This window comes from Pseudomonas sp. C5pp (assembly GCF_000814065.1).
Taxonomy (GTDB): Bacteria; Pseudomonadota; Gammaproteobacteria; order Pseudomonadales; family Pseudomonadaceae; genus Aquipseudomonas; species Aquipseudomonas asiatica.
Map to the genome: position 1 here is coordinate 72,089 of NZ_JWLN01000013.1, position 13,928 is coordinate 86,016.

Below are 13,928 nucleotides of genomic sequence, written 5' to 3' on the forward strand. Positions count from 1 at the left end.
GGGTGGGACGGTGGCGCGGAGTGTACCGCTGTCGGCAGGCCTGTGAAGCCCTGTCGACAAACCTTTCACGCTGAAAGGTTAGCGAAAGGTTGGTTACCTAGCATCGCACCACGGTCGCCCTACGCGCCGAAAAAAAGCACCAGCAAGGTGCGACGAATAAGAACAATAAACGGAGCCATCAGTGATGCTGTCATCGCAGCCGCAGGCGTTCGCGCCTACCCGTTCCTTTGCCGCACGCCCCTCCGCCATCGTCAGCGCCCTTGCGCTTGCCGGTGTCGCGCCGATGAGTCAGGCCGCCTTCTTCGAAGACAGCACGGCCACCTTCGAAACCCGCAACATGTACTTCAACCGCGATTTCCGCGACGGCACCAGTGCGCAGCAATCCAAGCGCGACGAGTGGGCCCAGGGCTTCATGCTCAACTTCGAGTCTGGCTACACCGATGGCACCGTGGGTTTCGGCCTGGATGCGCTGGGCATGCTCGGCATCAAGCTCGACTCCAGCCCCGACCGCACCGACACCGGCCTGCTGCCGACGCACGATGACGGCAAGGCCGCCGACGAGTACTCCAAGCTCGGCCTGACCGGCAAGGTGAAGGTGTCGCAGACCGAACTGAAGATCGGCACGCTGATCCCCGAACTGCCGACCCTGCAGCCCAACGATGGGCGCATCCTGCCGCAAACCTTCGAAGGCGGCCTGCTCACCTCGAAGGAGGTCAAGGGCCTGACCTTCACCGGAGGCCGACTGGACAAGGCCAAGGACCGCAACGACACCAACTGGGAAGACCTGGCCCTGAACAACAAGAACGGCCGCTTCGGTGGCTCGTTCAGCGCCGACAACCTGGACCTGGCCGGCCTCGACTACCAGTTCACCGATCGCATCACCGGCAGCTACCACTTTGCCCAGCTCGACGATATCTACCGCCAGCACTTCATCGGCATGGTCGCCACCCAGCCATGGGGCCCGGGCACCTTCGGCGCCGACCTGCGCCTGGCCGTGAGTGACGACGCCGGCGCCGCCAAGGCCGGCAACATCGACAACACCACCGTCAACGGCATGCTCAGCTACGCCCTGGGCGGGCACAAGGTCAGCGCCGCCTGGCAGCAGTTGTCAGGCGACAGCGCCTTCCCGTACGTCGATGGTGCCGACCCGTACCTGGTCAACTTCGTCCAGATCAACGACTTCGCAGGCGCCGACGAGCGCTCCTGGCAGGCGCGCTACGACTACAACTTCGCCGCGCTCGGCGTGCCCGGCCTGACCTTCATGACCCGCTACATCAGCGGCGACAACGTCAGCCGCGCCGCCGGTGGCGAGGGCAAGGAGTGGGAACGCGATACCGAAATGAAGTACGTGGTACAAAGCGGCCCGTTGAAGAACGTCGCCGTGCGCCTGCGCAACGCCACCTTCCGCTCCAACTTCGCCCGCGACGCGGACGAGGTGCGGCTGCTGGTGAGCTACAGCGTGGCGCTGTGGTAACCCCATAGCGATAACTTGATAACAACAACGCTCACGGAGAAAGACGATGACCTACTCACTGCGCCGCCTCGTCCTCGCTACCGGCTGCCTGCTGTTGGCCGGCAACGCCCTCGCTGCCGAACCGAAACGCCCCGAATGCATTGCCCCCGCCTCGCCCGGCGGCGGCTTCGACCTGACCTGCAAACTGGTGCAGAGCGCCCTGGTGCAGGAAAAAATCCTCACCAAGCCGATGCGCGTCACCTACATGCCCGGCGGTGTTGGTGCGGTGGCCTACAACGCCGTGGTCGCCCAGCGCCCGGCCGATGCCGGCACCCTGGTGGCCTGGTCCAGCGGTTCGCTGCTGAACCTGGCCCAGGGCAAGTTCGGCCGCTTCGACGAGAACGCGGTGAAATGGCTGGCCGCCGTCGGCACCAGCTACGGCGCCATCGCAGTGAAAAGCGACTCGCCCTACAAGACTCTCGACGACCTGGTCGCAGCGTTGAAGAAAGACCCGAGCAAGGTGGTGATCGGCTCCGGCGGTACCGTCGGCAGCCAGGACTGGATGCAGACCGCCCTGATTGCCAAGGCCGCCGGCATCAACCCGCGTGACCTGCGCTACGTCGCCCTGGAAGGTGGCGGCGAGATCGCCACGGCGTTGCTGGGCGGGCATATCCAGGTAGGCTCGACCGACATCTCCGACTCCATGCCGCACATTCAGAGCGGCAACATGCGCATCCTCGCGGTGTTCTCGGAAAAGCGCCTGGACGAGCCCGAGATGAAAGACATCCCCACCGCCAAGGAACAGGGTTACGACATCGTCTGGCCAGTGGTACGCGGCTTCTACCTGGGGCCAAAGGTGAGCGACGAGGAATACGCCTGGTGGAAGCAGTCATTCGACAAGATGCTGGCTTCGGAAGACTTCGCCAACTTGCGTGACCAGCGCGAACTGTTCCCGTTCGCCATGACCGGTGCAGAGCTGGACGGCTATGTGAAGAAGCAAGTGGCTGACTACAAGACACTGGCCAGGGAGTTTGGCCTGATCCAGTAACACGCCAACGCCCTTTCACCGACCCTGTGGGAGCGGGTGCGCCCGCGAAGAAGACACCGCGGTGCCTGGCACCGGCGTTGCCGGTGTTCGCGGGCATGCCCGCTCCCACAGGGTCCGTGCTCAATGAGGACTCTCTGATGATCCTGCAACGCATCTTCGCCCTGGCCCTGCTGGCGGTGTGCGCCGCCCTGGCCGTGATGGCCTGGCCTTACCAGGCGGCGTTTTCCTATGAACCGGTGGGCCCGCGCGCCTACCCGCTGTTGACGCTCGGCCTGCTCGGCCTGGGCCTGCTGTACCTGGTGTTCCGCCCCACCCCCATCGTGCGCAAGGACGACGAACCGGAACTGGACCGCGAGACCCTGATCAAGATCGCCGCCTGCGTCGGCCTGCTGATCGTGTTCGCCAGCACCTTCGAAGCCCTGGGCTTCATCCTCAGCGCCATCCTGGTCGGCGTGCCCATGGCCCGCCTGTACGGCGGCCGCTGGCTGCACAGCGCCATCGTGGTGGCGGGCATGAGCCTGTTTCTCTACTGGCTGTTCGACCGCGTGATGGACGTGCCCCTGCCCCTTGGCCTGCTGAGCGTACTGGAGAACTGACACATGGATACCTTGAGCTACCTGGGCCAGGGCTTCGGCGTCGCCCTGTCCCCCTACAACCTGGTCACCGCCCTCACCGGCACGCTGATCGGTACCGTGGTCGGCCTGCTGCCGGGCCTGGGCCCGATCAACGGCGTGGCCTTGCTGATCCCCATCGCCTTCGCCCTCGGCCTGCCGCCGGAATCGGCGCTGATCCTGCTGGCAGCGGTGTACCTGGGCTGCGAGTACGGCGGACGCATCAGTTCGATCCTGCTGAACATCCCCGGCGAAGCCTCGACCGTGATGACCACTCTCGATGGCTACCCGATGGCCCGCAATGGTCTGGCTGGCGTAGCGCTGTCGCTGTCGGCCTGGAGTTCGTTCATCGGTGCGCTGATCGCCACCTGCGGCATGGTGCTGTTCGCACCGCTGCTGGCGAAATGGGCAATCGCCTTCGGCCCGGCGGAGTACTTCGTGCTGATGGTGTTTGCCATCGTCGCGCTCGGCGGCATGGCCGGCGACAAGCCGCTGAAAACCTTCATTGCCGCATTGATCGGCCTGTTCCTGTCGGCAGTCGGCATCGATGCCAACAGTGGCGTGTACCGCTTCACCGGCGACAGCGTGCACCTGGCCGACGGCATCCAGTTCGTGGTACTGGTGCTGGGCCTGTTCTCCATCAGCGAAATCCTCCTGCTGCTGGAAAAGACACACCATGGCCACCAGGCAGTCAAAGCCACCGGCCGCATGCTGTTCAACTTCAAGGAAGCGGCCTCGGTGTTCGTGGTCAATATCCGCTGCGGCCTGCTTGGCTTCATCATGGGTGTGCTGCCTGGTGCCGGTGCAACACTGGCGAGCGCCGTGGCCTACATGACCGAAAAACGCCTGGCGGGCGACAAGGGCAAGTTCGGCAAGGGCGACGCCCGCGGCCTGGCCGCACCGGAAACCGCCATCGGCGCCTCCTGCTGTGGCGCCCTGGTACCGATGCTGACCCTGGGCGTACCTGGCTCGGGCACCACCGCGGTGATGATCGGCGCGCTGACCTTGTACAACATCACCCCGGGCCCGCTGTTGTTCGAACAGCAGCCAGACATCGTCTGGGGCCTGATCGCCTCGCTGTTCGTCGCCAACATCATGCTGGTGATCCTCAACATCCCGATGATCCGCATCTTCACCCGCATCCTCGCCGTACCAAACTGGGCGCTGGTACCGGTGATCGCCATCATCACCGCGATCGGCGTTTACGCCGTGCATGCCACTACCTTCGACCTGTTCCTGATGGTCGGTATCGGCATCATGGGCTATATCCTGCGCAAGCTGGACTTCCCGCTGTCGCCGATCCTGCTCGGTTTCATCCTCGGTGGCTTGATGGAGCAGAACCTGCGCCGGGCGCTGTCGATCTCCAACGGCGAACTGGGCATCCTCTGGTCGAGCCCGATCAGCATGTCGGTATGGGTACTGACCATTTGCATGCTGACCCTGCCGCTGCTGCGCATCTGGCGCAAACGCAGCCTGCAGCGCCGGGCGATGGCCGATGCCTGATCGCTCGTTGCCGTTGTTTGTCGCGACCGGGCTGGTCGGCCTTGCTGGCGGTTTTGCCGCCAGCAAGGTCGGCTGGCCTTTGCCGTGGATGGTCGGCTCGTTGCTGGCGATCATCCTGGTGCGCTGCCTGACACCCTGGCAGCTGCCGGAAATCCCCAATGGCCGCAAATGCGGGCAATGCATCATCGGCATCGGCATTGGCCTGCACTTCACCCCGGCGGTGATCGAGCAGGTGGCCAGCCATTTCGCACTGATCTTCTTCGGCGCGCTGTTCACCACCTTGTCCAGCGTGATCAGCGTATGGCTGCTGCGGCGCACCGGTGAAGACCGTGCCACGGCGTTCTTCGCCAGCATGCCGGGCGGTTCGGGGGAGATGGTCAACCTTGGCGCCCGCAATGGCGCAGTGCTCAGCCAGGTGGCGGCGGCGCAAAGCCTGCGCGTACTGGCGGTGGTACTGTGCGTGCCGGCGCTGTTCAAGTTCCTGCTGGGTGACGGGGTACCGCTGAATCACACCGGCAGTGTGAGCTGGGGCTGGCTGGCGCTGATTGCACCGCTGGGCGTTGCCGTCGCCCTGCTGTGGCAGCGCTTGCGCCAGCCCAACCCGTGGTTGTTCGGGCCATTGTTGGTCGCAGCCACCGTGAGCCTGGCGGACGACCTGCAGATAACCCTGCCCAATGGCGCCAGCCAGATCGGCCAGTGGTTGATCGGCAGCGGCCTGGCCTGCCACTTCAACCGCGCGTTCTTCCGACGCGCACCGTCGTTCCTGGGCCGCACCCTGGTGGCCACGGCGTTGTGCATGGCGATTGCCGGCAGTGCCGCATGGGTGCTGAGCATGATGACCGCGCTGGATCTGCGTTCGCTGACATTGGGGATGATGCCGGGCGGAATTGCCGAGATGAGCCTGACGGCGGAGACCCTGCAGCTGTCGGTGCCGCTGGTGACGGCGCTGCAGGTGATGCGCTTGTTGTTTGTGCTGTTTCTGGCAGAGCCGTTGTTCCGGGTGTGGAACGCAACCCCGGAATGACTGTGACGGCCTCTTCGCGGGTAAACCCGCTCCCACAGGGACCACACAAGCCCTGAGGGTAGTGCAGAACCTGTGGGAGCGGGTTCACCCGCGAAGAAGGCAACGCGACATTTCAGGCCTTTACAAGGGTGGCAATGCCCAGTTGATCGGCGCCAGCCCGCGCTGCTCGAGGAAACTGTTGGCCCGGCTGAAATGCCCGCACCCCAGGAACCCACGGTAAGCCGACAACGGTGATGGATGCACCGATTTCAGCACCAGGTGCTTGGTCCCGTCGATCAGCTTCTGCTTGCTTTGCGCATGCGAGCCCCACAGCAGGAACACCACGTTCGGGCACTGCTCGCTAACCACCTGGATGACCCGGTCGGTAAAGAACTCCCAGCCCTTCTTGGCATGCGACGCGGCATTGGCGCGCTCCACGGTCATGGTCGTGTTGAGCAACAGCACGCCCTGCTCGGCCCAGCTCTGCAGGTAGCCATGACTGGCAATCGGGATGTTCAGGTCGCGCTGCAGCTCCTTGTAGATGTTGACCAGCGACGGTGGCGTGGCCACGCCCGGCTGCACCGAGAAGCACAGGCCATGCGCCTGGCCCGGCCCGTGGTAAGGGTCCTGGCCAAGGATGACCACCTTCACCTGGTCCAGCGGCGTCGAGTTGAGTGCGTTGAAGATCAACGGCCCTGGCGGGTAGATCTCTTTGCCGGCGGCGTACTCGCTGCGCAGGAACTCGCGCAACTGATGCATGTAGGGCTGGTCGAATTCCGCGCGCAAGGCGGCCTTCCAGCTGGGTTCGAGTTTGATGCGATCGTCGTCAGTCATGGGGCCTTCCATAAACAATGGCGCGACACTAGGTAAGCCCTTCCCGCTTGTCAAACGATCCGACCGACGACCGGCATGTTCGGCCAGGCAAGCCATACTTGGGCGATGACTTGCGCGAGGTAGTCCATGGCCATTCATTGCGAGGTACTCACCGGCGCCGATGGCGCCCGCATCGGCATCGCCACCCTGGATGCGCCCAAGGCGCTCAATGCGCTGAGCCTGCCGATGATCGAGGTATTGGGCGAACAGTTGCACGCCTGGGCTCGCGACCCGGGAATCGTCTGCGTGCTGCTGCGCGGCAACGGTGCCAAGGCCTTCTGTGCCGGCGGTGATGTGCGTGCGCTGGTACAAGCCTGCCGCGACCACCCTGGTAGCGTACCCCCGCTGGCCGCCACCTTCTTCGCCGCCGAATACCGCCTGGACTTTGCCCTGCACACCTATCCCAAGCCGTTGCTGTGCTGGGGGCACGGGCATGTGCTGGGTGGTGGCATGGGCCTGCTGCAGGGCGCCAATGTGCGTATTGTCACCCCCAGCAGTCGGCTGGCCATGCCGGAAATCAGCATCGGCCTGTATCCGGATGTGGGCGCCAGCTGGTTCCTTGCCCGCCTGCCGGGCAAGCTGGGGTTGTTCCTCGGCCTGACGGGTGCGCCGATCAATGCCCACGACGCCCTGGACCTGGGCCTGGCCGACCGATTTCTGGGCGAGTACCAGCAAGAGGCACTGATCGAGGAACTGCTGCAACTGAACTGGCAGGAACAGACCGCCCTGCAACTGAACAGCCTGCTCAAGGCCGAACAGCACCGCGTCTGCGCCGAGTTGCCCGAGGCCCAGTGGCTACCAAGGCGACAGGTGATCGATCAGTTGCTCGACGTGGCCGACGCAGCTGCCGCCTGGCGTGCGCTGGAGGGGCTCAAGCACCACGACGACCCGCTGCTGGCATATGCCGGCCAACGGTTGCATGAAGGTTGCCCGCTGACCGCACACCTGGTGTGGGAACAGATCCGTCGGGCACGGCACCTGTCGTTGGCGCAGGTATTCCAGATGGAATACAACATGAGCCTGAACTGCTGCCGCCACCCGGAATTCAGCGAAGGCGTGCGTGCGCGCCTGCTGGACAAGGACAACCAGCCGCACTGGCACTGGCCCGATGTGGCGCAAGTGCCGGCGGCGGTGGTGGAGGCGCATTTTGCCAAGGTGTGGGAGGGGCGGCATCCGCTGGCGGATCTCGGGTAGCTTCGAGAAGTTGGGGCTGCATTGCAGCCCATCGCGACACAAGGCCGCTCCCACAGGTACAGCGATGGTTTCCAATGCTGCGCCGTACCTGTGGGAGCGGCCTTGCGTCGCGAAAGGGGCGCAACGCGCCCCCGGTTTTCAATTCACCTACCGCTGCCAGTTCCCCCCTTGCCCGTGCCCACGCCGCCCGTCCCCGCGCCGGTCACCATCCCCCCGCCCGTTGGAGTGCCAACGGTCCTTCTGCTGATAGCGCTGGCTGCCATCGCGATAATCATGACGATCCCGGTCGCGCCCATAGTCATACCGCTGGCGGTTGCCATAGTCGTTGCGTGGGTTGCCATACCATTGCTTCATCCCCGGCTGCGGATGAGACCGGTAGTGAGGCGCGGGCGCCGAGCGGTAGTAGTAACGTGGTGCAGGCTGATAGTAATAACGGGGCTGCGGCGCTACGTAATAGCGGTCATAGCGGTAATAATCCGGTGACACATAACGGTCGGAGTAGTAGTGGTCCGATCGGTAATAGCCCCCGCTCTCGTAGTACGGAACGCAGGCGGAAGTCATCAGCCCCAGCAGGGCGATCAACAGGATTCGATAGGACATGGCGGCCTCCTGGACCGCTGGAGTGCCCGAACAGCGGCGCTGGCGAGCGTCGATGCGAAATGCGATCATCGACACTGAATAAGACAGTGCCGCCAAGGTGCAGTGCCATTTCTGCAACAATTTGATACAGGTGAGTGGCAGCCATGCCCGACAACCAGCACTGCCCCGCTTGTGGCGCCCTCAACCAGTGCAGCTTGGCCGACCCGCGCCGGGCCACCCAGGCCTGCTGGTGTTACAGCGTGACCATCGACCCTGCCGTGCTCAAGGCCCTGCCCGCCGAGCTGCGCGACAAAGCCTGCCTGTGCCCGCGCTGCGCCGCCGTCGAAGAACAACTTCGCTCCCCCGCTTCCGACTGACCGTTTGCCATGCGCCTCGACCGTTTCCTCGCCAACCTGCCCAGCCACAACCGCCAGCAAGTCCGTCTGATGCTGGCGCAACGCCGTGTGCGGGTGGATGGCCAAGTGGTCAGCGACCCACTGGCCGAAGTGCGCGAATTCAGCCGCGTGGAGCTGGATGATCAGCTGCTGCAGGCTGGCCGCCCGGCACGCTACCTGATGTTGCACAAGCCGGCAGGCTGCGTCAGCGCCACCCAGGACCCGCAACACCGCACCGTGCTCGACCTGCTGCCAGCCGGTTTGCGTGAGGACCTGCACATTGCCGGGCGGCTGGACTTCAACACCACGGGCTTGATGATCCTGACCAACGATGGCCAATGGTCACGCCGGCTTACCCAGCCCGCGACCAAGCTGCCCAAGCACTACCTGGTGCAAACCGAGGACGAGATTGGCGAGCACTATGTGGCCAAGTTCCTCGAGGGCTTCTACTTCGCTTTCGAAGACCTCACCACCCTGCCCGCCCAGCTGGACATCCTCGGGCCGCGCCAGGCACGGCTGTCGATCGTCGAAGGGCGCTATCACCAGGTGAAGCGCATGTTCGGCCATTTCGACAACAAGGTGGTGGGGTTGCATCGGGAGAGCATGGGGGCGATCCGGCTGGACCCGGGGTTGGCGCCTGGGGCGTTTCGTGAGCTGACGGCGGATGAAATAGCGACGGTCTAATCAGCCTGTACCGGCCTCTTCGCGGGCGAGCCCGCGAAGAGGCCGGAGCAGACAGATCAGGGGTCGTCATACGACCGCTCAGCGACAAAAGTCACATTTTCCCCCGAACGGCACTTGCGGGATTCCCGACCCACTGCTTGAATCCAAATCGTCAGTCTGCATGTGACTACCAAGTCACGCCCGCAGGCGAAGACACTTTTTGCCGGCCACCCAAGGCCTCGATGCCTTGGGGCACGGCGAATTGCCCGCCAAAAACAATACCGTCGACGCACGTGCCAAGGATCGACACAGGGCCCCCCGGTTTCTCTTCAGGCAAATGCCTACCTGTCATAAAGAACGTGCACCCTAGGTGACGCGAATACCCTTTTTGCGCCAGGAGTCGATGACATGAGGCCAGAAATCGCTGTACTTGATATCCAAGGTCAGTATCGGGTTTACACGGAGTTCTATCGCGCGGATGCGGCCGAGAATACGATCATCCTGATCAATGGCTCGCTTGCCACCACGGCCTCGTTCGCCCAGACGGTACGTAACCTGCACCCGCAGTTCAACGTTGTACTGTTCGACCAGCCATACGCTGGCAAATCCAAGCCGCACAATCGCCAGGAACGCTTTATCAGCAAGGAGACCGAAGCGCATATTCTCCTCGAGCTGATCGAACACTTCCAGGCAGACCACGTGATGTCGTTCTCGTGGGGTGGCGCAAGTACGCTGCTGGCGCTGGCGCACCAGCCGCGGGGCGTGAAGAAGGCAGTGGTGAGTTCGTTCTCACCGGTGATCAACGAACCGATGCGCGACTACCTGGACCGTGGTTGCCAGTACCTGGCCGCCTGCGACCGTTATCAGGTCGGCAACTTGATCAACGACACCATCGGCAAGCACCTGCCGTCACTGTTCAAGCGCTTCAACTACCGCCATGTCAGCAGCCTGGACAGCCACGAGTATGCGCAGATGCACTTCCACATCAACGAGGTGCTGCAACATGACCTGGGGCGGGCGCTGGATGGTGCACGCAATATCGACATCCCGGTACTTTTCATCAATGGTGACCGCGACGAGTACACCACGGTCGAAGATGCACGGCAGTTCAGCAAGCACGTGGGCCGAAGCCACTTCAGCGTGATCCGCGATGCAGGCCACTTCCTGGATATGGAAAACAAGGCCGCTTGCGAGGACACTCGCAGTGTCATGCTGGGGTTCCTGAAGCCAACCGTGCGTGAACCTCGTCAACGTTACCAGCCTGTAAAACAGGGGCAGCATGCATTGGCCATCTGAGCAACTCGGCGTCCTGTGGCTCAAACCCGCAACCATGGGGCGCCGACAAGCTTTTTAATAACTTGAGCTTCTAATTCGTTGAGGGTTCTGGTAAAAAGTGCTGCGCAAACGCGGGTATAGTTTAGTGGCAAAACGAAAGCTTCCCAAGCTTTAGTTGAGGGTTCGATTCCCTCTACCCGCTCCACATCGCATTCCCGCATGGCGTTCCAGCAACGTCATCGCTGTCAAAAGGAGCCCAGGCTCCTTTTTTCGTTTCTCCCCCCTCCCTTTGACCTGCCCCATGGCCATTTGCCTGCCGATCCGCTTCAATGCGTGGATGGATTCGTGAAGCATTTCGAAAGGACGACGCATGTTTCTCTCCCGCTGGCTACCGGGCCTTGCCAACCTGCTGCACTACCGCCGCGAGTGGTTCCACGCCGACCTGCAGGCCGGCCTCTCGGTGGCGGCGATCCAGATTCCCATTGCCATCGCCTACGCGCAGATCGTCGGCCTGCCGCCGCAGTACGGCCTGTATGCCTGTGTGCTGCCGATGATGGTCTATGCCCTGATCGGAAGCTCGCGACAGCTGATGGTCGGCCCAGACGCCGCTACCTGCGCGATGATCGCCGGCGCCGTGGCGCCGTTGGCCATGGGCGAGCCGCACCGGATTGCCGAGCTGTCGGTGATCGTCACCTTGCTGGTCGGGGTAATGCTGATCGCGGCTGGGGTGGCCCGGGCCGGGTTCATCGCCAGCTTCTTCTCGCGGCCGATCCTGATCGGTTATCTCAACGGTATCGGCCTGAGCCTGATCGCTGGGCAGTTGTCCAAGGTGGTGGGGTTCAAGATCGAGGGCGACGGTTTCATCCTCAGCCTGATCAACTTCTTCCAGCGCCTGGGCGAAATCCACTGGGTGACGCTGCTCATCGGCATCGCCGCACTGGGCCTGCTGATCTGGTTGCCACGACGCTACCCCCACCTGCCTGCGGCGCTAACTGTAGTGGTGCTGTTCATGCTGCTGGTCGGCCTGCTCGGCCTTGACCGCTTTGGCGTCGCCATTCTCGGCCCGGTACCTGCCGGCATCCCCCAGCTGGCCTGGCCACACAGTAACCTGGCAGAAATGAAAAGCCTGCTGCGCGACGCCCTGGGTATCGCCACCGTCAGCTTCTGCAGCGCCATGCTCACCGCACGCAGCTTTGCCGCCCGGCACGGCTACGCGATCAACGCCAACCACGAATTCGTCGCCTTGGGCGTAAGCAACCTGGCTGCCGGGGTTTCCCAGGGCTTTGCCATCAGCGGTGCAGACTCGCGCACTGCGGTCAACGACATGGTCGGTGGCAAGAGCCAACTGGTGGGCATCATCGCAGCACTGGTCATCGCCCTGATCCTGTTGTTCTTCACCGCGCCGATGGCGTGGATCCCGCAGGCCGCGCTGGGTGCCGTGCTGCTGATGGCAGGCTGGGGGCTGATCGACATCAAGTCGCTGAAGCATATCCGCCGCCTGAGCCGCTTCGAGTTCTGGCTGTGCCTGCTGACCACGGTCGGTGTGCTGAGCCTGGGTGTGCTGCCCGGCATCGTGTTTGCCGTGACCCTGGCGATCCTGCGCCTGCTGTACAGCATCTATCAGCCCACCGACGCAGTGCTGGGCTGGCTGCCCGGCACCGAAGGCCAGGTGGACATCCGCAAACACAAGGATGCCCGCACCGTGCTAGGCCTGGTGGTGTACCGCTTCGACGACGCGATCCTGTTCTTCAACGCCGACTACTTCAAGATGCGCCTGCTCGAAGCGGTACAAAGCCAGGAACAGCCCAAGGCCGTGCTGTTCGATGCCGAGGCGGTGACCAGCATCGACGTCAGCGGCATCGCCGCCCTGCGCGAAGTGCGCGACACCCTGGCCGCCCAGGGCATCTTCTTCGCCATCGCCCGCGCCCGCGGCACCTTCCTGCGCATGCTGGTGCGCTCGGGGATGGCCCGGGAGATGGAAGACAAACTGCTGTTCGGCTCGGTGCGGGCGGGCATTCGCGCCTATCGGGTTTGGCGTAACAGGAGTCGCGTTGAGCAACGGGCTGAACAAGGTTGAAGCATTGCGTCGTTGCTACTGGCCATATCGCCAGCAAGCCGGCTCCGACAAGTACTGCACTGCTCTCAAGGCCTGTGGCGAACCGTGGGAGCTGGCTTGCCGGCGATAGGGCCAGTACAGGCTGCACAAAGCAGTTGCCTGGACACCAACCCTCGCACACTTTGCATGACATGCTAAAGTCGCCCCCGTTCCCGCTCCACCCAACGGACCCCAGCATGCCCGCACTAGACGCCACCCTCACCCCCTGGCCGGAACTCGCCGCCCGCCACCCTTGCGACGCCCTGCTGCTGGGCAACGGCGCCAGCCGCGTGCTGTGGAAGCCGTTCGGCTACTTCTCGCTGTTCGAGGAAGCGCAACGTGCCGGGCGCAAGAAAGGCTTGGCCGTCAGCGACCAGGCACTGTTCAAGTCACTGGGTACGGAACTGTTCGAGCCGGTGCTCAGCGCCCTCAACACCACCGTGCGCACCAACGCCGCGCTGGCCATCAACTCCACCGCGCCGCTGAACCGCTACTACTCGATCAAGGAAGCGCTGATCCACGCCGTACGCACAGTGCATCTGCCGTGGCCACTCATGCCGGCCACGACCCTGGCAACCCTCAACCAGGCCCTGCGCGGCTACCGCAGCGTCTACACCAGCAACTACGACCTGCTGCTACCGTGGGCCGTGCAACACGCCCCGCAGGGTTTCGCCGAACTGTTCGACGAGCAAGGCTTCTTCGACGTGCGCCGCACCAACGGCGAAGGCACGCGGGTACTGCACCTGCATGGCGGCCTGCACCTGCTCAAGCTGCCCGACGGCACCACCCGCCAACGCAGCGCCGACAGCGCCGAACTGCTCGATGGTTTTGCCGTGAACATCCCGGGCGAAGTGCCGCTGTTCGTCAACGAAGACCGCAGCGACGAGAAGCTGCGCGCCATCCGCAACTCTGACTACCTAGGCTGGTGCCTGGGGCAACTGGCGCGGGAAAGCCAGGGGCTATGCCTGTTCGGGCTGCACCTGGACAGCAGTGACCAGCATCTGCTCGAAGCCATCCGACAGGCCCGGCCAAAGCATCTGTCGATTGCCATACGGCCATTGAGCGAGGCATCGGTGATCAACCAGAAGCAGCATTTTGTCGACAGGTTCGGGGATATGCCGGGGACAGTGCTGCACTTCTTTGATGCCAGTACGCATCCGTTGGGGCAAGCAGCGTTGGCTATTGAAGCACCGCTCACCCACAGGTGAAGTGGACCAGTTGGGGGCCGCGTTGCGG

Annotated in this window: 13 protein-coding genes and 1 tRNA gene; 12 read left to right on the top strand and 2 right to left on the bottom strand. The window is 63.6% G+C overall.

Going from position 1 to position 13,928, the window contains the following annotated elements; genetic code table 11:
• Window positions 1-184: 184 nt before the first annotated feature.
• The 5 genes from RR51_RS12900 (at window position 185) to RR51_RS12920 (ending at window position 5,639) form a co-directional block, all read left to right on the top strand.
• On the top strand, window positions 185-1,474 hold the full coding sequence (locus tag RR51_RS12900; RefSeq protein ID WP_003258473.1) for an OprD family porin: 1,290 nt from the start codon (window positions 185-187) through the stop codon (window positions 1,472-1,474).
• A 46-nt stretch (window positions 1,475-1,520) separates the two neighbouring features.
• Window positions 1,521-2,501: a Bug family tripartite tricarboxylate transporter substrate binding protein gene (locus RR51_RS12905; RefSeq protein ID WP_039613737.1), complete on the top strand. Its 981-nt coding sequence runs from the start codon at window positions 1,521-1,523 to the stop codon at window positions 2,499-2,501.
• A gap of 137 nt (window positions 2,502-2,638) precedes the next feature.
• Entirely contained in the window at window positions 2,639-3,097 is a 459-nt protein-coding gene (locus RR51_RS12910; RefSeq protein WP_015271606.1) for a tripartite tricarboxylate transporter TctB family protein, read from the top strand.
• 3 nt (window positions 3,098-3,100) lie between these two features.
• Window positions 3,101-4,615 carry a tripartite tricarboxylate transporter permease gene (locus RR51_RS12915; protein WP_013974009.1) on the top strand — a complete coding sequence of 505 codons (1,515 nt, stop codon included), beginning with the start codon at window positions 3,101-3,103 and terminating at the stop codon, window positions 4,613-4,615.
• Window positions 4,608-5,639: an AbrB family transcriptional regulator gene (locus RR51_RS12920; RefSeq protein ID WP_039613738.1), complete on the top strand. Its 1,032-nt coding sequence runs from the start codon at window positions 4,608-4,610 to the stop codon at window positions 5,637-5,639. Before RR51_RS12915 ends, RR51_RS12920 begins: the two co-directional genes overlap by 8 nt.
• 120 nt (window positions 5,640-5,759) lie before the next feature.
• Here the strand turns inward: RR51_RS12920 and ung are convergent, their stop codons facing one another.
• Window positions 5,760-6,452, bottom strand: coding sequence for a uracil-DNA glycosylase (gene ung / locus RR51_RS12925; protein ID WP_024087682.1), 693 nt, complete (start codon window positions 6,450-6,452; stop codon window positions 5,760-5,762).
• 126 nt (window positions 6,453-6,578) lie between these two features.
• Here ung and RR51_RS12930 point away from each other — a divergent pair, with 126 nt between their 5' ends.
• Window positions 6,579-7,685, top strand: a complete 1,107-nt coding sequence (locus tag RR51_RS12930) for an enoyl-CoA hydratase/isomerase family protein (RefSeq protein WP_039613739.1) — start codon at window positions 6,579-6,581, stop codon at window positions 7,683-7,685.
• Window positions 7,686-7,832: 147 nt separating this feature from the next.
• Here RR51_RS12930 and RR51_RS12935 read toward each other — a convergent pair whose 3' ends face one another.
• Window positions 7,833-8,285 carry a hypothetical protein gene (locus RR51_RS12935; protein ID WP_039613740.1) on the bottom strand — a complete coding sequence of 151 codons (453 nt, stop codon included), beginning with the start codon at window positions 8,283-8,285 and terminating at the stop codon, window positions 7,833-7,835.
• Window positions 8,286-8,428: 143 nt separating this feature from the next.
• Between RR51_RS12935 and RR51_RS12940 the strand changes: the two genes are divergently transcribed.
• The 6 genes from RR51_RS12940 (at window position 8,429) to RR51_RS12965 (ending at window position 13,900) form a co-directional block, all read left to right on the top strand.
• Entirely contained in the window at window positions 8,429-8,641 is a 213-nt protein-coding gene (locus RR51_RS12940) for a cysteine-rich CWC family protein (protein ID WP_039613741.1), read from the top strand.
• A 9-nt stretch (window positions 8,642-8,650) separates the two neighbouring features.
• Window positions 8,651-9,343 (top strand): pseudouridine synthase, encoded by a 693-nt coding sequence (locus tag RR51_RS12945; RefSeq protein ID WP_015271612.1) that lies wholly within the window; start codon window positions 8,651-8,653, stop codon window positions 9,341-9,343.
• A 387-nt stretch (window positions 9,344-9,730) separates the two neighbouring features.
• Entirely contained in the window at window positions 9,731-10,618 is an 888-nt protein-coding gene (phaG, locus tag RR51_RS12950) for a (R)-3-hydroxydecanoyl-ACP:CoA transacylase (RefSeq protein ID WP_039613742.1), read from the top strand.
• Between the two features lie 110 nt (window positions 10,619-10,728).
• Window positions 10,729-10,802 (top strand) — tRNA-Gly (locus RR51_RS12955).
• A gap of 165 nt (window positions 10,803-10,967) precedes the next feature.
• A complete protein-coding gene (locus RR51_RS12960) occupies window positions 10,968-12,674 on the top strand; it encodes a SulP family inorganic anion transporter (protein ID WP_039613743.1) in 1,707 nt (568 codons plus the stop codon).
• A gap of 215 nt (window positions 12,675-12,889) precedes the next feature.
• Window positions 12,890-13,900 (top strand): DUF4917 family protein, encoded by a 1,011-nt coding sequence (locus RR51_RS12965; protein ID WP_039613744.1) that lies wholly within the window; start codon window positions 12,890-12,892, stop codon window positions 13,898-13,900.
• Window positions 13,901-13,928: the final 28 nt, after the last annotated feature.